This window comes from Bradyrhizobium ingae (genome assembly GCF_055791185.1).
On sequence record NZ_JBVUBB010000014.1, the window covers coordinates 46,565 to 69,535 of the forward strand.

General features: G+C 59.5%; 17 protein-coding genes. 13 read left to right on the forward strand and 4 right to left on the reverse strand.

Annotated features, from left to right (window positions below; translation table 11 throughout):
• The first annotated feature begins 2 nt into the window (after positions 1-2).
• The 13 genes from tssC to ACV1FX_RS21070 all read left to right on the forward strand — a co-directional run bounded on the left by tssC (position 3) and on the right by ACV1FX_RS21070 (position 17,362).
• Entirely contained in the window at positions 3-1,502 is a 1,500-nt protein-coding gene (gene tssC, locus ACV1FX_RS21010; RefSeq protein ID WP_473119461.1) for a type VI secretion system contractile sheath large subunit, read from the forward strand.
• Positions 1,503-1,517: 15 nt separating this feature from the next.
• Positions 1,518-1,937, forward strand: a complete 420-nt coding sequence (tssE, locus tag ACV1FX_RS21015; protein WP_473119462.1) for a type VI secretion system baseplate subunit TssE — start codon at positions 1,518-1,520, stop codon at positions 1,935-1,937.
• A 4-nt stretch (positions 1,938-1,941) separates the two neighbouring features.
• On the forward strand, positions 1,942-3,693 hold the full coding sequence (gene tssF, locus ACV1FX_RS21020; RefSeq protein WP_473119463.1) for a type VI secretion system baseplate subunit TssF: 1,752 nt from the start codon (positions 1,942-1,944) through the stop codon (positions 3,691-3,693).
• On the forward strand, positions 3,657-4,643 hold the full coding sequence (gene tssG / locus ACV1FX_RS21025; RefSeq protein ID WP_473119464.1) for a type VI secretion system baseplate subunit TssG: 987 nt from the start codon (positions 3,657-3,659) through the stop codon (positions 4,641-4,643). Before tssF ends, tssG begins: the two co-directional genes overlap by 37 nt.
• A gap of 637 nt (positions 4,644-5,280) precedes the next feature.
• Positions 5,281-7,032: a type VI secretion system-associated FHA domain protein gene (locus ACV1FX_RS21030; protein ID WP_473119465.1), complete on the forward strand. Its 1,752-nt coding sequence runs from the start codon at positions 5,281-5,283 to the stop codon at positions 7,030-7,032.
• Positions 7,029-7,535, forward strand: a complete 507-nt coding sequence (gene tssJ / locus ACV1FX_RS21035) for a type VI secretion system lipoprotein TssJ (protein ID WP_473119466.1) — start codon at positions 7,029-7,031, stop codon at positions 7,533-7,535. The genes ACV1FX_RS21030 and tssJ overlap by 4 nt, the downstream gene beginning before the upstream one ends.
• 84 nt (positions 7,536-7,619) lie before the next feature.
• Positions 7,620-8,984, forward strand: a complete 1,365-nt coding sequence (tssK, locus tag ACV1FX_RS21040; protein WP_473119546.1) for a type VI secretion system baseplate subunit TssK — start codon at positions 7,620-7,622, stop codon at positions 8,982-8,984.
• Positions 8,977-9,858, forward strand: coding sequence for a type IVB secretion system protein IcmH/DotU (gene icmH / locus ACV1FX_RS21045; RefSeq protein ID WP_473119467.1), 882 nt, complete (start codon positions 8,977-8,979; stop codon positions 9,856-9,858). Before tssK ends, icmH begins: the two co-directional genes overlap by 8 nt.
• A 13-nt stretch (positions 9,859-9,871) precedes the next feature.
• Complete coding sequence (gene tssM, locus ACV1FX_RS21050) at positions 9,872-13,477, forward strand: type VI secretion system membrane subunit TssM (RefSeq protein WP_473119468.1); 3,606 nt, start codon at positions 9,872-9,874, stop codon at positions 13,475-13,477.
• Between the two features lie 265 nt (positions 13,478-13,742).
• Complete coding sequence (locus ACV1FX_RS21055) at positions 13,743-14,681, forward strand: serine/threonine-protein kinase (protein ID WP_473119469.1); 939 nt, start codon at positions 13,743-13,745, stop codon at positions 14,679-14,681.
• A gap of 115 nt (positions 14,682-14,796) precedes the next feature.
• A complete protein-coding gene (locus tag ACV1FX_RS21060) occupies positions 14,797-16,278 on the forward strand; it encodes a type VI secretion system Vgr family protein (RefSeq protein WP_473119470.1) in 1,482 nt (493 codons plus the stop codon).
• A 23-nt stretch (positions 16,279-16,301) separates the two neighbouring features.
• Positions 16,302-16,661 (forward strand): hypothetical protein, encoded by a 360-nt coding sequence (locus ACV1FX_RS21065; RefSeq protein WP_473119471.1) that lies wholly within the window; start codon positions 16,302-16,304, stop codon positions 16,659-16,661.
• A 188-nt stretch (positions 16,662-16,849) separates the two neighbouring features.
• On the forward strand, positions 16,850-17,362 hold the full coding sequence (locus ACV1FX_RS21070) for an Hcp family type VI secretion system effector (protein ID WP_473119472.1): 513 nt from the start codon (positions 16,850-16,852) through the stop codon (positions 17,360-17,362).
• A 1,137-nt stretch (positions 17,363-18,499) separates the two neighbouring features.
• On the opposite strand, the gene ACV1FX_RS21075 is transcribed toward ACV1FX_RS21070, so the two are convergent.
• The 4 genes from ACV1FX_RS21075 to ACV1FX_RS21090 form a co-directional block, all read right to left on the reverse strand.
• Positions 18,500-19,933: a hypothetical protein gene (locus ACV1FX_RS21075; RefSeq protein WP_473119473.1), complete on the reverse strand. Its 1,434-nt coding sequence runs from the start codon at positions 19,931-19,933 to the stop codon at positions 18,500-18,502.
• Between the two features lie 606 nt (positions 19,934-20,539).
• Positions 20,540-20,932, reverse strand: a complete 393-nt coding sequence (locus ACV1FX_RS21080) for a hypothetical protein (RefSeq protein WP_473119474.1) — start codon at positions 20,930-20,932, stop codon at positions 20,540-20,542.
• Positions 20,933-20,934: 2 nt separating this feature from the next.
• A complete protein-coding gene (locus ACV1FX_RS21085) occupies positions 20,935-22,302 on the reverse strand; it encodes a tetratricopeptide repeat protein (protein ID WP_473119475.1) in 1,368 nt (455 codons plus the stop codon).
• Positions 22,303-22,307: 5 nt separating this feature from the next.
• Entirely contained in the window at positions 22,308-22,964 is a 657-nt protein-coding gene (locus ACV1FX_RS21090; protein ID WP_473119476.1) for a DUF3540 domain-containing protein, read from the reverse strand.
• Positions 22,965-22,971: the final 7 nt, after the last annotated feature.

Here is a 22,971-nt window from a genome sequence, read left to right on the forward strand (position 1 = left end):
GCATGAGCGACGCTACCATGGCTGATTCAAACGCGCAGCAAACCGCCGAAGTCACCACTATGACGACTGAGCTTTCGCTACTTGATCAGGTTCTCGTCGAGACCAAAATCACACCACGCGACGAGGGGTACGACCTCGCCCGCCGGGGTGTCGCGGCTTTCCTTGCCGAGCTCATCAAACCGGGGCGGGCCGATGGGAAGGTCAACAATGCGCTCATCGATCAGATGATCGCGGAGATCGATCGCAAGATGTCGGCTCAGCTCGACGCTGTGCTGCATGCCGATGAGTTCCAAAAGCTCGAGGCGGCCTGGCGCGGGCTCAAGTTCTTGGTCGACCGAACCGATTTCCGTCAGAACATTAGGATAGAACTTCTTAGCGTCAGCAAGGACGATCTCCTGACCGATTTCGAAGACAGCCCGGAGATCGTCAAGTCCGGTCTGTATAAGCTCGTCTACACAGCCGAGTTTGGCCAGTTTGGCGGCCAGCCCGTCGCAGCCATGATATCGGCCTACGAGTTTGGCAGTTCGAGCCAAGACGTTAAGCTCATGCGGTACATGAGCGCGGTAGGGGCCATGTCGCATTCGCCTGTCGTCGCCTCAGCCGAGCCTGAGATGTTCGGCGTCGAAAGACATGAGGAGATCGCCAATCTCAAGGACCTGCAATCGATATTCGAGGGGCCGAAATATGCCAAGTGGAATTCGTTCCGCGAAAGCGAGGACGCTCGCTATTTCGGCTTGACGCTACCGCGGTTCCTTCTGCGCTTGCCCTATGGACCGGAGACGGTTCCAGTAAAGAGTTTCAACTATCAGGAAGCTTCGGATGGCGAGACAAACAACTATCTGTGGGGCAACGGCGCCTTTGCTTTCGCAACCCGCCTGACCGAAAGCTTCGCCAAGTACCGCTGGTGTCCAAACATTATCGGCCCACAGTCAGGTGGGGCGGTGGAGGACCTCAATCTGCACACATTTGAATCGATGGGGCAGTTGCAAAGTAAAGTACCTACGGAGGTGCTCATCTCGGACCGGCGCGAGTTCGAGCTTGCCGAACAGGGCTTCATTGCCCTGACCATGCGCAAGGGCTCGGACAACGCAGCTTTCTTCTCGGCCAATTCCGTGCAGAAGCCGAAGTATTTCGGCAATACTCAGGAAGGGAAGGCAGCCGAGCTCAACTACAAGCTTGGTACCCAGCTGCCCTATATGTTCATAATCAACCGGTTCGCACACTATATCAAGGTGCTGCAGCGTGAAAACATCGGCTCGTGGAAGAGCAGGGAAGAGCTGCAGAGCGAGCTCAACAACTGGATCCGCCAGTATGTTTCCGATCAGCAGAATCCGTCGGCAGATGTCCGCTCGCGCCGTCCCTTGCGTAAGGCTGAGATCGACGTCGAAGATGTCGAAGGTGAGCCGGGCTGGTATCGCGTCGGCATATCCGTCGTCCCGCACCTGAAGTACATGGGCGCGGATTTTGCTTTGACGCTAAAGGGCAGGCTCGACAAGCAATAAAGGGGTGGCCAGTCGATGCTCGACCGCAGCCTTATTGAGCGCTTGGAAGAAGCAACCGTGACCATGGTTCGGTCGTCGCAGCATCATTTTTCGTTCGACCGTCTCCGAGCGAGTATTCTGGAAAATCTGCGTCGGATCTTTAACTCGCGCCAGGGCTGCTGCGAGACGCGACCCGACTACGGCTTGCCAGATCTAAACGACGCGATCGGCCAGGGAGTTGACGCGGTTCGCGCGGTCGCTCGCATGCTCAAGCAGGAGATCGAGGCGTTTGAACCTCGATTGAAAAATGTTTCGATCCGCTTTCATGCTGATCCTGACAAGCCGTTACAGCTGACGTTCCACGTAACGGCAATGGTGCACGATAACGACCAGGTCGAGCTCGTTTCGTTCGACACGATCGTGAGCGACGACAGGCGCGTCCTCGTGAGAGGCTGAAGCGGTGGCCATCAACCCGTATTTCGAAGATGAACTGTCCTACTTGCGCGAGCTTGGCCGCGACTTCGCCCAGGCTAGTCCCGAGCTCGCTCCCTTTCTCGGACGTGATGCGACCGATCCGGACGTAGAGCGGCTCTTGGAAGGCTTCGCTTTCCTCGTGGCGCGGCTACGCCAGAAGCTCGACGACGAGTTCCCAGAAATCGTCCATGACCTGTTGCGGATGGTGTGGCCACAATATCTCCAACCCCTGCCGCCCATCACGACGCTGGCGTTTGCCGTGAAGCCGTCGGCGAGCGCCGTGAGCGTGAACGTTCCTGCTGGCACAAGCATCCGCTCGCGTCCGATTGAGGGAACCAGTTGCGCGTTTGTCACCTGCTATCCCATTGACGTTCTGCCGCTGGAGATCAATGACATCGAGCTCGAGAACCGGACGAGTTCGGCTCGCCTTACCCTGGCTATCAAGGCAACCGGTCGGCAAAACCTGTCATGTCTTCGGAAAGGCCGGCTCCGGTTCTTCTTTTCGACTGAGCGCGAGCCGCAGGTAGGTCGCTATCTATTGACCTGGCTGTGCCGTCACGTCACGGCAGCGACGGTCACCGTGGGGGATCAACAGGTCGTTGCCGCAATTGGGCCAACACAAATCGCGCCAGTCGGTTTTGGCGATGACGAGACGGTTTTGCCTTGGCCATCGAACGGGTTCTCAGGATTTCGGATCATTCAAGAATATCTGACTTATCCCTCGAAGTTCCTCTATGTCGAATTGTCCGGTCTCGATCCGGTCGGAACCAAGACGGAGAGCGAGTGCAAGCTCAGCATCGAGTTTCATCGTCCGTTCCCCGCGCAATTGCGCTTAAGTAAGGATCAGATTCGCTTGAATTGCACACCAGCCATTAATGTCTTCGCTCACGAGGCTTCGCCGATCCGCCTGGAGCAGAAGAAAACCGAATACCGTGTGCTTTCGTCGGGGGGACCGAACTTCAGCATCCGTTCTGTCGATCGCGTGACCGGCCATATGCAAGGACATCCCGAACGTATCGAGTTCGAGCCATTCGGTCTGCTGCGCCACGATCTGCCCGGGGCCGATCGCAACCGAGCTTACTTTCGCCAGCGCATTCGCCCCGCAGTGATCGGCCGGGGCATCGATCACTACGTGAGTTTCGTTGATCGACTCGACATCACCCAACATCCTCCGATCGATGTCGCCTCGCTTCGATTGACCTGTTCCAACGGCCCCATCGCCGAGCGGCTGCCGGTTGGTGCGGTGGATCAGCCTTCTTCCGACACGCCTCGCTCCGTCACCTTCTCCAACATTACCGGGGTCGTTGCAGAGGTGCCGCCACCGATCAATGACGGCCTGTTGCGGCGCTTGACGGCCAATTTGGCGCGCAATTACGGCTCCATGGTCAATATCGATACGCTGCGGACCGTTATTTCCAGTTACGATTTCCGTGCGGTGTACGATCTTCAGGCGCGCCGTCGCCTGGAGCTGCTGCTCGAGGGGCTCGACCGGTTCGTGACCACCGATACGGATCATGTGGTGCGCGGCGCCCCGATCCGGATGCGCAACATCGAACTCTCCGTGGCTGACAGCAAGATCGGCAGTGAAGGCGAATTGTTCCTGTTCGGCTCGGTACTCGACGCCTTCCTCGCGACCTTCGCCGGTATCAACATTCTGCACCGGTTTTCGGTCCGCGGCACGGAGAGCAACGCGCACTACACATGGCCAGCGAGAAGCGGGACGATCACGCCGTTCTGATTGCGTCTGACGATGTCAAGGAGCTTGCGGCTTACGGATTTTTCTCGCTCGCAGCTCTTCTTGAACGGCGCTTCAGCGATGCTCCTCCAATCGGATCAACCGACGATCCTGCGCGTGAGGCGGTGCGCTTCCGCGCGGCGCCGATGCTCGGCTTTCCCGCCGATGAGATCGAGGAGATCAGGCAAGTCAAGGCCGTCGGCGAGCGGCTGGAAGTGTTTGTCAATTTCCTGGGGCTGCACGGCCCATCGTCGCCGCTGCCCCCCTTGTTCACCGAACGGGTGATTCACGGGGACGGCACTGGAGCGCTCGGCCAATTTTTTGACTTTTTCAATCACCGTCTGATTAGCCTGCTGCTGCGAATTTGGAAGTACTATCGCCACCATTTGCGGTTCGAGGAGGGAGCAACCGATGCGATATCGGTGTTGGTCGGTGCGCTTTTTGGGCTCATGCCCGCGGAAAACACAGTCGATGAACGGGAATGGCGGGCCCGGTTGCTGCCTCATGCAGGTCAGCTTGCCTTGTCCAGCCGATCGGCACCGCTCGTAGCCGGCGTCATTTCCAACCATCTGGACATTCCGGCCCGGGTTGAAGAATTCATTTGGCGCGAAATCGAGATTCCGCCAGAAGCGCAGTGGCGTCTGGGTAGCCCTGGTGTTCAGCTCGGCTTTGATACTCTTGCTGGCGAAACAATGCCGGACCTAATGGGCAAATTTCGGCTTTGCCTCGGTCCGCTCAGCAAGCAGCAGTTTTTGTCGCTGCTGCCGGCTCGCGAGACCCACGCCATCCTTTGCCGTCTTATGAGTGCCATCTTGCGCGAGCCGCTGGCCTGGGACCTCAAGCTAGAACTGGCGCCCGGAGAGATGCCGGAATGGGTTCTGGGTAGAGGAGAATTGGGCTGGACGACGTTGGTCGACCCTTTCGCGGCGACCGAGAGCTTAGTTCTCTTGTGATCGTCTTCGCTTGATTCGTCAGGTTCGACGTATTGAGGTCCGACGCGCACGCCTCTCTCAGGCCCTCGTCTTTGATGGATTGAAAGGACGAAGCCAGATGGTAGATGCGCAGGCATCCAGCGACTGCCCAAGTGCCCTCTGCCGAGCCTGCACGGATCGGCTACACCGGCAAGTTCAAGTGAAGGGGTCGTGTCGGAGCTCAGCCCCACGTTGACGCTTGTCCAGTATCTGACAGTCGTAGCGCCCTGTCACGTCCAGAACACCGGCCGTTGTTTGCAGCGCCCCATTTTTCAAATGCCAATCAGTAGCTTGAAGAGTGAGAAGCGTTGGCACGGCGGTTGCTAGCAGGATGCCGCTAAGAGAGAGGGGTTTGAATGCAGGCGGACACGCAGGACGAGCGATGCTCTTCTTCTCTCGCACCGATGTGCCGCGCTCCTGAGAGGGAAAAATCACTGCTTCCTTCACCGGCCTGAGAGTCCACGAAAAGCGACAGGGCGCGCGAATCGGTCGATCGATCTCTCAACGTGGTGCAAGGAACAGGTGCAAGGGAGGTAGCTACGGTTGGCACCTCGCACAAGTCCGGTCTGGTGGGCGCATACGAAAGGCGCGCTGAAAAGCAAAGTCGAACAAGGCTGGGATGCATCTCATACTCGGAATCATCGGAGAGAACGCGCAAGCCCTGGGCCGAAACGCAATACAGACGTTCGGACCGGAAGGTGGCGTTATCGGGCGTGGACTTGGCTGCAACTGGCAGCTTCCGGATCCAACCAATACTCTATCGGCACGCCATGCGCAGATCGCATTCAACGGTATCGGATTCTCCGTCACCGACACCAGCACCAACGGCGTCTACATCAACACGATCGACGCGCCGTTGGGGCGTGGCAATACGGCGCCTTTGGCCGATGGCGATACACTATACATGGCCAGCTACATCATCGCGGTCATGATCGAGTACGATCCTGACGAGAAACGCAAGCAGCTCGGCTTAACGAGCTCGAACGCCGTGCGCATCAGTGGCGCAACGCCGGCCGTGCCGTCGCCTTCGCTCGGTGAGGAGTTGCCTGATGTGCCCCCTACGGCTGCCGGGCTGTTGGGCAGGCATGCAGATCTTCCACTCGATCCGTTAACCGCGATCGACGGGTGCCAGTCGTCCTACCCTTCAGCTGCGCAAGAGACGCGACAGGCGGTCGTTTCACCACAGGTGCGTGATCTCTTGTGTCTTCTTGAAGACGAGGTTCCCGGCAAGGACGAGGGATCAGCCGAGCTGGATCTGCTGGCGGACTTGTCTCAGATGGCCCGATGCTCAAGCGCGGTTGACACGAAGATGCCGCCCTCGCATGTGCGACTGCGCGAACCTCCTCTTCCGTTGCCGCAGGCTGAGACCTCATTTGACGAGCCATTGCGTGGGCCGCCTACACTATTCAAGGAAAGCTCGGCCGCACAATCGACCGGCCGTCCTGCACCGATCGTTCCAGAGGGCCTTGAAATTGGCGATCTGTTGCCGGGGGTTAGCTCGTTCGGAGTGGCGCCACCCGCATCGTCACGAGCGACGAATTGGCGCCTCGACGCACCAAGCGCCCCGTTTCAGGTGGCGCCCAATCCGATCAGTCGCGCTTCCGCCGATTGCGGGCCATTGAGCGCTCCCGGTGCATCGGACGTTCGTCGCGGAGAGCGCAGGCTTGACGGGGCGGCGGTCAAGAATGAGCGGGCTGCGCGGAGGCCGATCGACGCTTTGCAGGTTCACGACGCGATGCCCATTGCAGCCTCGCTTTCCCCCGCAGGGGTGTCGGCAGAATCAGGTGAACTCCAGGAATTCTGGAACGCACTGGGGGTCGATCCGGGGTGTCTGCCGTCGGCGCAGCGCCGGGAGGTCCTCGCTGAAGTCGGGCGCGCGATCGTGGAAATGGCCAACGGCCTGCAATCGATTCTGGCTGCTTGGACCATAGTCAAAGGCGAACTCCAGATTGAGCCAGCACGGGCACGCGCTGGCGACAACAATGCATTCAAGTTCATGAAAAGCGGTCATAGCGCGCTGCGCGAGGCGCTTGCGAAGCATCACGCTTTTCTCCCGCTTTCCCAATCAGTCCGTGAAGGGTTCTACGACATCAAGGCGCATGAGGTCGCCGCCATAGCGGCCATGCGCGCGGGAGTTACCAATGTCCTGACACATATGAGCCCGCAACGGATCGAGAGTGATGGCGCCCGGAAAGGGCTCTTTGGTACCCGCATCAACAAGGCCAAGCTGTGGGACCGGTTTGTCGAGCTGCATGCATCGATGGTCAATGACGTTGATCGGGCTGTGCGCACCTATACCGCAGAAGAGTTTGCGAGAGTCTACGACTCGCGGCTCTCGGCACTTGGCCCAAGCGAGCGGAAAGCTCCATGATGGTGTCGCCGTACAAGCTTCAGAGGTTATCTCTCGTGAGCGGAGCATTGCTGATAGCCGCCGTAGGAGCCAGCTGTTCGATCGATAAGAGCCTGAAGACAACGCCGATCAAATTCGTGATCCAGACCGATCCGCTCGTCAATCAGAACGCGCGCGGTGAGCCGTCGCCTGTTGTCGTACGCATTTACGAGCTGAAGTCGACGACCAATTTCGACCGGGCGCAGTTCTTCGAGCTGTTCGACAACGACGCCAAACGCCTCGGGCCCGACCTGGTGGCTAAGCGCGAGACTGAACTCAAGCCTGGCGAGAAATACGATTTCGAACGCAACACGCCCATTGACACTCGCTATATCGGCGTGATCGCCGGTTTCCGACTGGGTAACGATGCGCAATGGCGATCGACGGCCGAAATCAAACCCGACCGAGACAACACGATTTTGGTGAAATTGACGGCGCATGCGATCAGCGTTGAAGCCAGCCAAAACTGGTGGAAGATCTTCTGATTGCCTCTGTCGCCGTCATGGCGAGGTCCTGAGCAGATCCCGCTTTTTAGAGTTCACAAAGCGACTTGGCAAAGCGACTTGGCGATGTCTGTGACGAGTAGACCGATCTGGTCGGAAGGGATGTTGGTGCGGCCGCAGCACCTGCAGCAATACGACCGCTGGGTCGAGCAACTGCTCGAGAATCGCGTCGGCTGTCTGATCGCCCACGGTTGGGGCGTTCGGAAGATTGCCTTTGATCGCAGCTGCCTCGCGCTCGGGCAGGTCGTCCTTACCGAGCTCGAAGCCATTATGCCTGACGGCACGGCGCTTCGATTACCTGAGTACGGTCAGCTTCCACCTGGACGAACACCTCCAGCTGCGGCGAAGAACCTGTCGGTGAAGATCGCTGTGGCGCGGCGCCGGAAAGCCGGCAACGATCTCTCTCCCGGGGATTCACCTTTGAGCCGCCATCGTCAGGAGGTCCTGCAGGTCCGAAATGCGACTGCGCCTGAAAAGCCTCCCGTCGATATCAATGTTGCAGCGCTGACAACGCATCTTGTGTTCGACAGTGAGGAGCAGGACGAGCTGATCACGATGCCTATCGGTCGGATCCACGAGATCGACTCGGCCGGCGCCATTACGCTGATCGACACCTACCTCCCGCCGGCCCTCGATATCCACGCGGTCCAACCGCTGATTGCGCTATTGAACGAGGTCAGGTCGTTGCTTCGGACCCGCGCTGAGGCTCTTGCCGCGCGCGCCGACCCGTCACGCTCGAGGGCAGATGGCGCGGGACTGATCGATCTCGTCACGTTATCCATCGTGAACGGCGCCGAAGCCGTTTTCGACCATTTCGCAGCGACGCGCGGTCATCACCCCGAAACGCTTTTCCGCGCACTGCTTGGCCTTGCAGGACAGCTGTCGAGTTTCGTCGGCGACCGCCGCACACCCGCAGATATGCCTGCCTATTGTCATGAGGATCTCGAAACCGGCTTCACAGCTCTGGTACGCATCCTGCGCGAGCTCTTGTCCGTCGTGATCCAGGGCGCCGCGATATCGCTGCCGCTGCAGGATCGCGGTTATGGCATCCTGATCGCTCTCATTGCCGACCGCGCCTTGTTTCAGGATGCTCGCTTCGTTCTTGTAGCGGTGGCGAGTGTGGCGACCGAGACGCTGCGCATCCAGCTTCCGGCGCAAATGAAGGTAGGCTCGGTCGAGCAGATCCGAGATCTCGTCAATCTTCAGCTCCCCGGTGTTCCTATTCGCGCGCTGCCCGTGGCACCGCGTCAGATACCCTACATCCAGAGCGCCGTCTATTTCGAGCTCGATCAGTCGGTGGAGCTATGGCGCACCCTGCCGCGTTCGGCGGCCTTCGCTTTCCACGTCAGCGGTGACTACCCGGATCTGCATCTCGAATTCTGGGCCATCCGCGGAGAACGTTTAGCTAACCAGGCTGAAACACATGGATGAGCCGACAGTCATTGGACGCAGACCGCTCGCTCCGATCCCTAATATTCAACGCGGCCAATCTTCCCTTCGCGTTCCGTCCGGGGGCGCCGCAGTGAGGTTTCCCGTTGCGCCATCACCAGCAGCTGAACCCGGCGAAGTTGGGATCGCCAATCATGCCGAAATTGTCGCGCAGGGGCTGTTTGATCCAGCCGCACTGGAAGACACTTTGGTTGCGGCCGCAACACCGATCCTATTGATCGTCGCGCAGCTTCGCATGGTCGAGAACGCCGATGTAGGGGCGATGCGCCGTGGAACTGTCGAGCAAATTCGTCGCTTCGAAGAGCGTGCCGTCAAAAATCAGGCGCGCCGCGGCGATGTGAGCGCCGCGCGTTACCTCATATGCGCGCTGGTCGACGAAGCTGTGATGACCACGCCATGGGGCAGTCAAAGCGCCTGGAGCGACAATAGTCTGCTCAACCAGTTCCACAACGAGACGTGGGGCGGCGAAAAGGTCTTCCAAATCGTCGAGCGTATCCAGGCCGAGCCGGTCAAATACCTCGCACTGCTAAGGCTCGTCAATCTCTGCTTGCTGATGGGCTTTGAAGGTAAATATCGCGTCATGCAAGGCGGCCGCGAGCAGCTTGAAGACCTGCGCGCGGAGGTCCGTCGCCTTTTGGGAGAACACACGACCGCGCCGCCTGCTCAACTGTCGGGCGAATGGCGTGGCATCAGAGCGCGCACAGGTGTGCGGCATTACGGGCCCTTGTGGATTGTCTTCGCCGTCGCCGCCTCTGTAATGCTCATCGGCTACACCTTTTTCCGTTGGGGCCTCGGAAGCCAATTGGCGGCTGTCGAGCAGTTGATCGAGTCGATCGGCCGCTCGGGACCGCTTTAGGGGGAGGAGCTACGTGTTCGGCGCACAATTGGCGGTCCTGTTCTCGGTTCGAGGCATCGTCACGTTGGTCTGCTTGCTCGCGATCAGCCTACTCATCTGGTTCGGCGGTCCTTATCTCGTCGTGTTCGAGCAACGTCCGCTCGACCCGATGACCGCTCGGGCCGCCGCGATCGTAAGCCTTTTCTTCGTGGTCGTGCTCGTCACCGTTGTCCGTTACGTGCTGGCGCGTCGCACCAACCGACGCATCATCAAGTCACTGATGGAGAGCGAGGGCCTGATCAGGCATGCCGACAACAGCCGGGAGGAAGTCGAACTCATTCGCAGGCGTTTCGAGGACGCACTGCAGGTCCAGCGTGATACGGTCTTCGCCGGCAAACGTGGACCAAATTATCTGTTCGAATTGCCCTGGTACATCATCATTGGCCCACCGGGCGCGGGCAAAACGACGATTTTGCGCAACTCCGGGCTCGAGTTTCCGCTCTCCCGGCAGCTGGGCGTCGAGCCGGTCGCCGGCATCGGCGACACACGAAACTGCGATTGGTGGTTCGCAGAAGATGCAGTCTTGATCGACACGGCAAGCCGTTACACGACGCAGGACAAAGATACCGAGGTGGACCGTGCGGCCTGGCGCGGCTTTCTCGATCTTCTCCTGACAAATCGGCGGCGGCGGCCCATCAACGGTATCCTGGTTGCAGTCAGCTTGGCCGATGTCTTGTCGCCGGACGAGCCGGTGAGGCGGCGGCACACCGAGGCCATTCGTTCGCGGATACAGGAGCTGCTGAAGACGTTTCGGATGCGCATTCCGGTTTATCTGCTGGTGAACAAATGCGATATGGTGCGTGGCTTTACCGAATATTTCGGCGATCTCGACCAGCAGGGCCGTGCCCAAGTCTGGGGCAAGACCTTTCCTCTCGGGCCGTGCGATCGTATCGGCGACGCCGTGAGTCTGGAGATGCAGGAACTTGCGGAGCGGCTTGAGGCGAGACTGGCTCTTCGCATGCACGATGAACGCGATCTCATCCGGCGGGGACTCATGTATTCGTTTCCGAAGGAGTTCTGGGGTATCCGGACCGCAATCGCTGGCTTCGTTGGTGAGGTCTTCCGATCACGCCGCTTCGAAGTAGAGCCGATGCTGCGTGGCGTCTACTTTACCAGCGGCACACAGGAGGGAGAGCCGATCGATCGCGTGATCGATGCGATTGGTCGGAACTTCGGTCTGCAGTTGACCCGGCGCATGCCGACCGTTGGCCCGGGGAGGGGGTTCTTTATCAAGCAGCTGCTGACCGAAGTGATCTTTGCCGAGCAGGGACTGGTCGGCCGCAATTTAAAACTGGAGCGCCGGCTCGCGCTGATACATGGCGGCGGGCATATCATGGCAATGGTGCTAACCGTGGCTGCCTTCATTGTGTGGTATAGTGCCTTCACTCGCAATGAGGCGCGTATTGACCAAACCAGAGTGGCTGCGCAGATTGCAGAGGCGCGCCTCCTGGAGGCTCGCGGACCGCTCGACCTTAAGGCCGTCCTGCCGACACTCAATGCCGCGCGCCGGCTACGCCTGGCGGCTGGGGAAGACAGTTGGTTTGCCTGGCTTGATGGCCTCGGCATCTCGGCGACCCCTGTGCTTGCGCCAGCAGCCCAAAATGCCTACGACCGCATTCTGCTCAATCGCCTGCTGCCGGTTTTTGCGGGCAGGCTCGCCATCCGCATCGATGCCCTGTTGCGCGCTGGCAACGACGCTTTGCTGGATCAGGTCAAGCAGGTGTTCCGTACCTATTGGATGCTGAGCGATCCCGGGCATTTCGACCGTGGCGAAGTCGAGCACGCCGCGCGCGATGAAGTCGCGCGCACCTTTGCGCTCGATCCGACGTCGGCGGGCGAGCTGAACCAGCATTTTGCGCGGCTTATCGAGTTGCTGCCGAAGCCCATCAGTGTCGACCAGCAATTCGTGGGAGCGGTACGCTCCCGGCTGAGCAAGCGCCCGGTCGTCGAGCAGGTCTACGCCCGCCTCCTGCGCGAAGGCGCGCAGAACACGCGCCTGCGGCCGATCGATTTGATTGGTCTGGTGGGCTCAGGCCAGCTTGAGATCACCCAGATGCGCACCTTGCAGATTGCCTTTCCCACCATTGACGAGCACGAACCGGTTGACAATGCTGCCATGATCCCGGGGATCTTCACGCGCGAGGGTTTCCTCAATTTCGTGCTGCCGAACCTGCCGCTCATCGCCCGAGCAGAGCAGAACGCCGACTGGCTCCTCGCTGGCGCCCCGATCGACACGGAAGATATTCAACAGATCGCCCTCAAAGTCATGGATCGGTATGTCAATGATTATATCCGTGTTTGGTCAAATGTCCTGAGCAGTATCCATGTTGTCAAGTTTGACGATTTGCAACGCGGCTCAGCGATCATGCGCGGATTGGCCGGTTCTCAAAGCACGCTCCAGCAGGTCGTTTCGCTCGTACGCGACAATTCGAATTTGCTGCCGCCAGGGGAGCAGACCCTGGCCAAGTCCGGAGATCCTGGCACCTCCGCCGGGCCTTCCTCGGCGGCCGTCGGTCATGCCGCGGGCGCTCTGTTCCGCGCTGCGTTTGGTGATGCACCGTGGCCGGGAACGCGGATCACCGAAGCGTTCCGGCCTCTGGCCCAACTGACCACAGACGGGGCGTCGGGACAGTCGACGGGCATGGATCATATCCGTGGTCTCTTCGGCGGTCTCTATGCGGCAATGGCCAACATCGTGGCCGCACCGGATCCGAACCAGGCCGCGTTTCAGCTCGTTCAGCGACGCGCCAAGGATCCGAATAACGACGCTTTCGGTGCCCTGCGCGCCGACTCGGCGCTGCGACCGGAGCCGATTCGCACCATCATGAACGAGACGACGCTTCAGACGTGGAACAGCTTGCTCAAGCGGGCGCACGACTATGTCGATGCGGTTTGGACGCGCGAAGTGATCCCGGTTTGCCAGGGTATCATTTTTCAGCGCTATCCAGTGTTTGAATTGGCAAGCGAAGACATGACCCTCAAGGACTTCGGCGATTTCTTCCGTCCCGGCGGCATCGTCGATGACTTTTCTCAGAAATACCTTTCGCCGCTTGTCGTCGACCGCCGGACCGGCCTTGCACCGGCGACCATCGATAGCGCAGAGGCACCTATCCGCGCGGATGCATTGATTCAATTTCAGCGCGCGCGGGAGATCCGCAATGCATTCTTCAGCAGCCCCGGGTCCGCACCGGCCGTGAAGTTCAGCATCAAACCAGTCTACCTCAGCCCCAAATTGATGGGCGCGACGTTTGTCCTGGACGGCAAGGAAATCGCCTATCGTCACGAGGCGCCGCGCGCCTACGAGTTCGAATGGCCGACCCGAACCGATGCAAGTATCGCTTCCATTACGCTGACCGCGGCGGATAAAACCGAGGAGAGGATCGAACGCTCCGGCCCCTGGGCACTGTTCCGGCTCCTCGACGCCTCACAACTGGCCTCAGGTGGCGCTTCGGGTCGGTTTGCCATGACGATCGGTAAGCCGGATGGGACCAACGTGACCTACGAGCTGCGCGCGGCAAGCGTGAGCAATCCGTTCAGCTTGAGTGTCCTTCGTTCGTTCCGGTGCCCGGATAGCCTATGACCAGCGGGCGTTGGCATTCGTTTCTGTATCTGCGGGAAGCGCCCGGCCAATGGTGCTTCGTTGCACCGAGGCATCAACGGCTCAACCTATCCATGGCGACGTCCCATCAGACGAAAGGCGATCGCTGGCCGTCGGGCTACACGCAAAGCTCGCAATTGCGTTTTGAGATCGATGCCGCGAGCTCGGCGCTCCGCCTGCTTTGTTGCACCAGGGGAACAACCGGTGATGTCCGCGCGATCGTTGTCCGCTCGAGCGAGGTTGCACTTTGAACGCGTCCTCGTTGGGGGCGGTCGCTCCCCTGGGATACGTGCTCGGCGGCCGTTTCGACCTGGTGGACGTGATCGGCGTCGGCGGCATCAGCACCGTCTATCGCGCGATCGATCGGATTGGTCTGTGGGCGCGCGAACCAAATCCCGAAGTTGCAGTGAAGGTCATCCGACAGCATCCGACCATGCGCCAGGAATTGGTCGAGCTGCTGCATCGTGAGGCGCGTCTTTTGCGTAAGGTCGTACACCGAAATTTGGTGCGCATTTATGACTCCGATTACGACGGCAAGTACCATTACCAGGTGATGGAGCTCCTCGAGGGCCGCTCGCTAGCCCAGATCCTGATTGAACATCAGGGACGTCCACTCTCACCCGCTGCTTCCTTTCGTATCATCGGCGCTGCAGGGCAGGGGCTCGCCCATATGCACCGTTTCGGAATGGTCCATGGCGACCTGAAACCGGGGAACATCTTCATGACGTCAAGCGGAGCAGTCAAAATTCTGGACTTTGGTGCGGTGCTTGCGCGCGAGGAGACGACGCGAAGCGAGAGGGCCGCGGCAGTGTCCGATCAGATCGCTCTTATGACCCCTGCCTATGCATCGCCAGAGATGCTGATGGGCGACCCGCGTGCGGAAAGCGATGATGTCTTTTCTCTTGCTGTGGTAGCCTATCTGGTGCTGACCGGCACGCATCCATATGGGCGACGGCCGGCTGATGAGGCGCTCGACGAGAATCTGACACCCGCGCCGCCTTCGACCATTTCAACGGCGCAATGGCGGGCACTCGCCTCGGGTCTTGCCCTCAACCGCCGCGACCGAATCCAGACGGTCGATGAGTTTGTCCAGGGTCTCATCCGGCTGCCTTGGTTTTACCGCGTGTGGGGCGGTGCGCGCCATGCGGCTGTCGTAAAGCGTGTAAGGAGGCAAGATACTATGTGATCATTTCCAATGCTTGGAAATTGCGAGCACACGCTTGCCGTCTCCGATGGCAGCTCGCTCGGCGGTAACAGACACGAGCTCTTTAGCTCCGCAAGCGTTTCGAGGTGGTGTACCGATGGCCGAATATAATCTCAGCATGAGTCTGGACATTCTCAGTAAGCCAGAGCTCGAGCTCGACGTGCAAGGCTTCGAAGGCACAGAGTGCATTTCGCTGCCGTTCAGCTATCAGGTTTATGCCACGACATCGAGCAATGCAGATATCGGCTCAATGATCGGTGAACGCGCCAGGCTGACGATCAAAACCGCATGCGGGCAATGGACTGCCTCGGGCCTCTGCGCACTGGTAGAGGAACTGGACCCAACAATAACCGAACTTCGGGTGCTTCAGTTCGTTTTACGCCCACGCTTCTCGGTCACCGAACTCTCCCTAGCTAGCCGCGTTTACGGCCCTGGCCAGCCGGTGGGCGTGGATGACATCGTCAAGCAGGAGCTGAACAGGGCAGCCATCAGCATCCCGGCCGAGTACAATCTAGATAGCTACCCAAAGCGAAATTACGTCGCGCAGTACAATGAAAGTGATTTCAATTTCATTTCGCGCCTGTGCGAACGGAACGGAATTTTCTATTTTTTCAAGCAGGAAGACGACGGTGAGACCGTCGTCTTTGGTGACAAGAACCTGGCATTTCCCAAGGTCAGGTTCGGCGCCAGCGCGGCCATCCTCTATTCGCACCAACGCGACCGCGGCACGTCCCGCCGTGTCGACGAAAGCGCAATTCTGTCAGTCCGGCAACGCCGCGTTCTCTCGACAAAGACGATCAAGCTCCGCGATTACAACGAAACGGTGCCTTCCGTCATATCCGTGGATGAAGAGGTCGGGCAAGGTGGCGGCTTCTTGGGGCAGGCCGAACGGTTCGGCGGGCATTTTGCTTCCGAAGGAGAAGCGATCACGCTTGCCAAGATCCGTGCGGAGCAAATTGGCGCCAGTCAAACGATGTACATCGCCCATAGCGATGCGCCGCAGCTCCGCGCAGGACGCATTTTCGAACTGCAGGGCCATCCACGGTTCGATGGCGAATATCTGGTCGTCGCGGCAGATCACTCGGCCTACCGGCCGGCGCCGACCGGGTTCAACGCGTTGCCGCGGAGCGGGCGCGCCTACTACAACATGGTCCACTGCATCCGGTCGGACGTACCTTACCGTCCAGTCGCTATGACGCCTGTGCCGCCGGGCGTCGGCCTCTACAGCGCCAAGATCGATGGAGAGGCGTGGAATGAGCGGGCCGAAATCGACGACCAAGGCCGTTACAAGCTGCAGTTTACGTTCGCCGACGAAGCGGCGTCGAAAGGACTTGGCAGCGACTACGTCAGAAAGCTCGAGCCTTATGTTGGCCCGAGTGAAACCGGGCTCCATTTTCCCCTGGTCGCCGGAACGGAAGTTCTTGTCGGCTACATGAACGGCGATATTGACCGGCCGGTGGTGGTCGGCGCGGTGCACAATCCCGATATGAAGGGAGTAGTGACCTCCGAGACACATTTGTTCAATCGCATCAAGTCGCAGTCAGGCGCCTCTATCGAGATATTCGATGGGTCTGTGTGATTTTCTTCATCTCGTAGCGCTTCATGACTGTCTGGCGACCCGCGACCCGCGAGATCGATCCGTTAGAAGAAGCGGTCGCCAATGCAGCGCGCGCAACCATCCTGCCAACACCGACGACTAACGTACCGCGGCCGTCGTCCGATGGCATTCGCACCCAATTGCTTCGCGACGGACGCGAATTGCGCCTGCTGCTATCTACGCAGTATCTGACGCTGCAGCAACGAGGTCCTCGTACAGTGGTCATCTACGCAGTGCGGGGCAATGCAGTCGTCGACAAACGCATCGGTTATCGGGTGACAGGGCAGGCTGTGCTCGACGTTGCCACGCGTGCGTTTCTCGATGTCGAGTGTCGACTTGAGTCAGCAGGCTCGGTCATGCTGTGAGGGATCGCTGTACTTGCGCAGAGAACCTAGCGCGGACGGTGCGCCGGAATCTGCGCAGCGTTCTTTGACCGGCATATCCAAAAGATTGGTAAATACAAACGATCTCTGTGCCGACGACATTTGGCACGGATGTTGCGATGTCTGTCGCGTCAGTTCGTGCTGGCACATATCAGACAATGGAGGCAAAAGTGGCGCTTGAAGCTTACATAACGATCAAAGGCAAGAAACAGGGCGACATCTCCAAAGATGCGTCCAAGCCTGATAGCATCGGGCAGGTCGCCAAGAGCGACGCCGACAACCAGTCAAAGATCACCGTCGTTGCCTTCACCAGTGGAATCATTGTCCCACGCGATATGGCGAGTGGTGTCGCCACCGGCGCGCGCAATCATCAGCCGGTGGTCTTCACCAAGTTCTTCGATCGCGCCTCGCCGCTGCTCTGGCAGGCGCTGGCCACCAACGAGGTGCTTGAAGAGGTGGTGTGCGAGTTCTACCGCGCTGACCCAGGGGGGATGCCGAAGCCGCAAAACTTCTTCAAAACGACCTGGAAGGACGCGACCTTGATCGAAGGCAAGGCTTTTCTGCCACTGACGATCAACCCGCAGAACAACTTCTTCCAAAACATGGAAGACTGGTCGTTCACCTACAAAGAAGTGAAATGGGAACACGTTCCCGGAAGTACCACCGGCGAAGACAAGTGGTGAACGACTTCGGTCCCCAGGCCGCTGTGCGGCGGCGGCGATAGCTTTGTGAGTTCCAGCTCCGCTCGTGCTCCGCCCTTTTGGGGGCGTCTTGGCCGCGCCATGGCTGGGGACAGCAAAGGACGAACGCGGCGATAGCTGCGGTCGATCTCGAGTCGTTGCTTGCGCGGCATAATGTCTGTAGCCAGGGGTAGCCTCGCTTCGGGGAGCGTTTGGTATGGCTGGTGATTTCGAACTCGGGGTGCAGTGCGCATACGCATGGCAAGGCTCCGCGGGTGATTTCATCATCGCTGACGAAGAGGCATCGTCGGACTATGGCCATTTCGATTCTCTTCAATCGAAACTGACAGGCTTTGTGAGTGAGGTGAGCGCAGTTCCGTTCCGGCAGCTGATGCGGCTATTGCGCGGAACGGCAACTGTTCGCGCGCGAACGACAGTTGACCGTGTCCTGACAACAGTTCTGTTGGACTTGGAACGTCGGACACCGTCCGTCGTGTGCGAGGCGCTCAAAGCTGAACAATTTCGGCAGATCTCGTTTGCGCGGCCCTTGCTTTTGAGATGTTCCAAAAGTGGTTGGGCGCGGAGGACATCCTTGAGTCGGAGATGGACTATGACGGACAGTCCGCCGCACAAGAAGCAAAGCACGGCCGCCCGACAGGTCTTCTCACCAACAAGAGGCGCTCGACCTCGAGATTGACGCTGCACTTATTTCCCACTTCGAACGGAAGCCAAAAAGGGGCGACCTCGCCGGAAATTATGTGCGATGGGCGGCAAGGTCTAGGAGATGGATTTGCAAGACCGGAAGGTCGCCAAAGGCGCTTAACCAACTGAATGCCGATGTGCAGGCCTCTACCAAGGAGCGACGGGCTTTTTGAGGAGGAGGAGGTTCTTACGCTCGAAAGAGCGTTGACCCGCCCACGGCTTGGTAGTCGCGTAGCCGATTCGAAGAGCTGAGTTGCACCATCCGACACGCCTCCGAGCCCCACCTGCACCCACCATCGCAAGGGGGCGGTCGGTCCTCAAGGACGCTTCGTGCCGCGCCGCGGTCGCCTGCGGCCATCCTTGACCGCCGAACGCCCCCCTTGCACCGAGCAAGGCAGGTCGAGACGGCTGCGCCTGTGTTGCGTGAGATGATTTAGATCAGGTATCTGTTGGCCATTGTTGTGCGAACGGCTGTGATTCCGGGACGTGTGCGATGCGCGCTCCCGCTGACTCGCCCGGTTCGAGTTTGATTTGCGGGACAAGGATAATGTTATTGCCGCTTCGCGGATTGTTTCCGGTCACGACCCCATTCGCTGGATCCAACTGCGCCGTGTAGGGCTGGCCGAAGATGTACATATGTGTCGACTGGAACGGCGTCGTCGGCAGAAGGCCGTTTTTCGTCAGTTCGGCGATCAGGATGTCCGGGGCCGCTTGGCGGCCATGCTGCCAGCCCAAGTCAACAAGATGTCCATACTCCGCCACGGGCCTCCCTCCGCCGAAACCCGAGGACGGGAGCTCCACGAGCGACTGGGCAGGCACCTGGGCCGAGCTGCGCTGCGGAGTGTCTACCCCGGCGGAGGAATCCGCTTGCTCGAGGATGAAGCTCCGAAGCTTTGTCAGCGCGGGTCGGATCGATGGGTCACTGGACGAGACCTTGAATTGATCAGCATCCTCCAACAGCTCATCGCGGTGAAGTCGGCGTGCGATCGGCGTCTTGTCGTTGTCAAAGAGCCAGTCACTGAACCGACGCAGCGCCGTTGCGTACACGCGGACACTCGCCGACTTCATATTCAAGTCTGTTGTTGCCCCGTATTTGTCAATAAGATCGTCGTCCTCGTCGTATTTTGCCTTCCTTAGACCGCCACTCACGGTTTTCCCTGGCGCGGCTTCCGTAAGCCATTTCACCGCCCTTTTGAGGGTAGCAACGGCGTCGGGGTCAACTTTTTGACTTACCGCATAGGCCTGCGTATCGTCATGCAGCTGATCGAGCTGACCGGCCATTTCCGGCTTACCAGTCTGGCGACGCCAGGCGGAGAATTTCTTGAGCTCGCCTATCTGTTGCGCCACGACGCCTTGGCTCCGGCCAGCCGTAATGGCTTGGCTTCCGAAGTCGGAAATAAGCCACTCATCCGGAAGGGGCGCATTCAGATCCAAGTCCAAACCGCGATTGCTCGACTCGGATGGCAACGATCCGAGACTGCCGATGGCGGAGGACGACACGGCCGCGGTTGAAGACGATGCCCCGGTGATTTGTTGCGAACTGCCCTCACCGGTGTGCCCCCCTGCTGGCTCACGATGTTGTTCCCGAAGCAGCGCCAATGCGGGGCAGATCGCGCTGTTCTGGAATTCACGCTTGAACTGTTCTGCATCGTCCGTAAGCCCATCATGGAAAAGTCGGCTAGTCATGGGCTCCTTCTTGCCCTTCTTGAGCCAGTTACTGAACCTGCGAAGAACACCTGGGTACCCGACGTATCTCATCGGATGCAGACGCTTAAGTGTTTCCCCAAAATCGCAGATCAGCGCATCGTCCGCATCAGGGAGCTTGTTCGGAGGGTTTTGCTTTTGCTTTTTAGCCTGCGGATTGCCCGTCATAATCCCACTCCGATGCGGCAAGGAGGTACTCAGCCTCACTCAGGGTTGCATCTTGATAGCAAGGGCCGTGCCAGCGTTGTCCGGCCTGTTCAAGGGGCTTGTCGCGGCAGCCAATGAACGCCAGACCTCTCCTACGCGCCGATCGCTTGAAACCTTCGGATCGCCCATAAGCAGCGCGTTAGATCTCGCTGTCGCGATCTGGGTATCCGACATGCGCGGCGTCGAGATCAGGAAAGACGGCAAGTGCGTGAAGCTGAATGCAAACAGGGGCCTGGTCTTGCAGACAAAGGGCGAGCGCACGGCGAGTTCGAGAGCGAGTGACCGGCGCGCAGGATACCTTCTATGTCGGCAACACGAAGGGCGTTCGGCAGATCTATCAGCAGACATGGACTACAGTAAGGTGGCGTTTGCCAAGCTGTATGACCACAAGGCGCCGGTCGTTACCCGGCGCAATCTCCAGGATGAGCGGGAGCCCACTAGGGGGCTTCTGCCGGGCCAGCCTGTCCGCGGCACGCTCTCATGTCGGAATTAGGCGTTTGGCGAATGTTTGCGGCACGCAAATCGAAAATGGTGACCTCCGGTTACGCTCTGGACGGCGCAAGCCGTTCAATCGATCGCGTGCGCGTGCAATAGCGCGGCGAGCCGGCGCCGACCTTCGTCGATCACTCCGGACCAATTCCCGAGCCCTTCCTGCACGACGACTTCGAACGATGGGTACCAGAGCGGCTTTCCGCTGCCCTGGGCCCAGTACCAAGGGTAGCCGTTTGGCACGAAGACAACGCCGGGAACTCCGAGCGAACCGGCAATATGGACCGCGAAGCTGTCGGGTCCAATCACCGCGTCGAGATTGGCGATCGCTGCAATCAATTCTGCTGGGCTGTCGATATGCACACCAGCATCAATAGGGCGGCTCCATCGCTTCATGTCGTGCCGTTGCGCGTCGGTCATCAGGCTGATCGGCGTGATGGAGTGGGGAAACGTAGCGGCGATCTGTTCCATGGTTAGACCGAGAACACCACCGTCCCACACGATGCCGACCAATGGTCTTGCAAATCTGGCCAGAGCGTCTCGCCATTTGGCGAATAACCCCGAATCGGGTCGCATGCCATCGGCAATGTTTTGCGCATCGATCGCCAGTATACGCAGTAACGATTGCAGCGGGGTGGTAGCCCAGACTTTGGCTCCTCTGAAATGACCTGCTCAGCTAGGCTGGTGAGAACTGCCCTGTAATGTGGCTCCGCAACGACTCGCACACCTTGCTGGCTCGCCAGCCGACCCACAAGACGAACGAGCGCCACGAATTCGAGCATGCAAGTCGTCGGCGGTACAAAAACCAAAGTCACAAGGGCCAAGGCGACCGGCTCGGGCGTCGGGAAGCGACCGAGCGTCAGTTCAAGGGTCGTCTTCAAACAGCTTGCCGTTTCATCGTCAGGGCAGGCGTGCGCGATGTGGCTGGCAAGCGTGAGGGCGTCATTGAACCGGCCGACAAACTGCAGGGTGCGCGCCAGAACAAGCGCGGCGGAAAGATCTGATTTGTGGGTGCGTACGAACTGCGTGAGCTCCGTAATGCCCCGATCCACCTCACCGTTTGCGATCGTGACGCGGGCCAGGATTTCGCGCGCGCCAAGAAGGGTCGGCGCATAGGCAAGCAACTTCTTGCAGGCGGCCTCCGCTTGCAGCCAGAGTCCAGTCGCGGCGCGGCAATAGGCCAGATGCAGAAGCCCGGCCGGGTCGAGCGGGGCCCGCAAATGGGCGCGTTCCGCAAAACTCAGCGCTTCGTCGAAGCGGCTCTGTTCGAGCAAGAGCACCGACATGTTGCGCAGCGTATCGGGATCGTCCGGGGTAAGTTCCAGGGCGCGAAGCAAGGCCGCCTCGGCCGATGGGTAGTCGCGCAAGGCGAGATCGATGGCTCCAAGTTGGAGGAAGGCGCGCGCATTGGCAGGCTCGTGTTTTAGAGCGGCTTGCGTGATCGCCCGGGCTTGCGCAATGTCGCCGCGGCATAGCAAAGCATGAGCAAGCGCGAGCTTGATGTCTTCGTTGTGCGGGACGAGTGCCGACGCGCGTTCCAGACAGATCACCGCCTCGTCGAAGCGGCCGAGCAACTCGTGGCCGATGCCGAGATTAGTGACGAGGCCGGATTGCTCAGGATAGAGGGTTGCCGCTTCCGCCAGCATCTCGAACGCAAACTCGGTCCGCCGCCGCGCGAGCGCCAGCGTCGCCTTTACGTTGAGTAAATCGGGATCGTTGGCTACGATACGGACATCGTTCAGTAGCGCCTCCGCCTCATCGAGACGGTTGGTTGCAATGAACTCCTGCGCCGTTCTAAGGCGGTCTTGCCAGGTCGCAGCCGGAAAGCCGGTGGTCAGCATGCGCGCTATGCAACCGTCACACGTTTGCCGTCGAGGCGGAGGTCCTCGGTCACGGCTATGACCCTACTGTGAGCCGTCTCGGAGGCAATGCCGTTCACTTTAATCACCTGGGTTTCGGTCTGAAGCGAATCGATACGGTCGATGATAGCGATACGCTCGACGGCTTTTATGGTAAGCGAATCGGCGCTCGCATCCTGGATGCGCGTCACGCTGCGGAAACGGTCCGCAATCAAAGTGTAAAGCCTGCCGATCCAGCTGGCCCTGTCCGCGAACACGGCAAACAGCTTAGTCCGCAGATCGATAGTGTCGGCGCGTAGTGACATTCGCTGACGGCCGGCGATAGCGATGGTGTCGCCCTCGATCGATAGATTGCCACCTGCGGGCAAAGCGAGGGTGCCGCAATTTGACCTCGGACGCTCGAGCACGGCCAGAACGAAGACTTTTCCCGCATCGTTGAAGAGCAACACGAGGTCCTGAGGAATCGGCCGTACCAGACAGCCGAAAGCTACCGCCGCCGTATGACAGGCGCCGGCGACCTCGACCTCCATCATTGTGCCATTGTCATCGACTGCCGCGACCCGGGCAGTGTGATGCCCGGGGCCAAGCAGGCGCTCGGTTGTCGCCAAGAGCTCAGCGTTTTTGGTGCGGAAGGCCATTGTCATTTTTTCA

Coding starts and splice junctions, on each gene's coding strand:
- tssJ (WP_473119466.1), top strand. CDS start 7,029: ATGATGGTGTCGCCGTACAAGCTTCAGAGGTTATCTCTCGTGAGCGGA.
- icmH (WP_473119467.1), top strand. CDS start 8,977: ATGGATGAGCCGACAGTCATTGGACGCAGACCGCTCGCTCCGATCCCT.
- ACV1FX_RS21065 (WP_473119471.1), top strand. CDS start 16,302: ATGACTGTCTGGCGACCCGCGACCCGCGAGATCGATCCGTTAGAAGAA.
- ACV1FX_RS21090 (WP_473119476.1), bottom strand. CDS start 22,964: ATGACAATGGCCTTCCGCACCAAAAACGCTGAGCTCTTGGCGACAACC.
- tssE (WP_473119462.1), top strand. CDS start 1,518: ATGCTCGACCGCAGCCTTATTGAGCGCTTGGAAGAAGCAACCGTGACC.
- tssK (WP_473119546.1), top strand. CDS start 7,620: ATGTCTGTGACGAGTAGACCGATCTGGTCGGAAGGGATGTTGGTGCGG.
- tssC (WP_473119461.1), top strand. CDS start 3: ATGAGCGACGCTACCATGGCTGATTCAAACGCGCAGCAAACCGCCGAA.
- ACV1FX_RS21030 (WP_473119465.1), top strand. CDS start 5,281: ATGCATCTCATACTCGGAATCATCGGAGAGAACGCGCAAGCCCTGGGC.
- ACV1FX_RS21085 (WP_473119475.1), bottom strand. CDS start 22,302: ATGCTGACCACCGGCTTTCCGGCTGCGACCTGGCAAGACCGCCTTAGA.
- ACV1FX_RS21075 (WP_473119473.1), bottom strand. CDS start 19,933: ATGACGGGCAATCCGCAGGCTAAAAAGCAAAAGCAAAACCCTCCGAAC.
- ACV1FX_RS21060 (WP_473119470.1), top strand. CDS start 14,797: ATGGCCGAATATAATCTCAGCATGAGTCTGGACATTCTCAGTAAGCCA.
- tssG (WP_473119464.1), top strand. CDS start 3,657: ATGGCCAGCGAGAAGCGGGACGATCACGCCGTTCTGATTGCGTCTGAC.
- ACV1FX_RS21080 (WP_473119474.1), bottom strand. CDS start 20,932: ATGGAACAGATCGCCGCTACGTTTCCCCACTCCATCACGCCGATCAGC.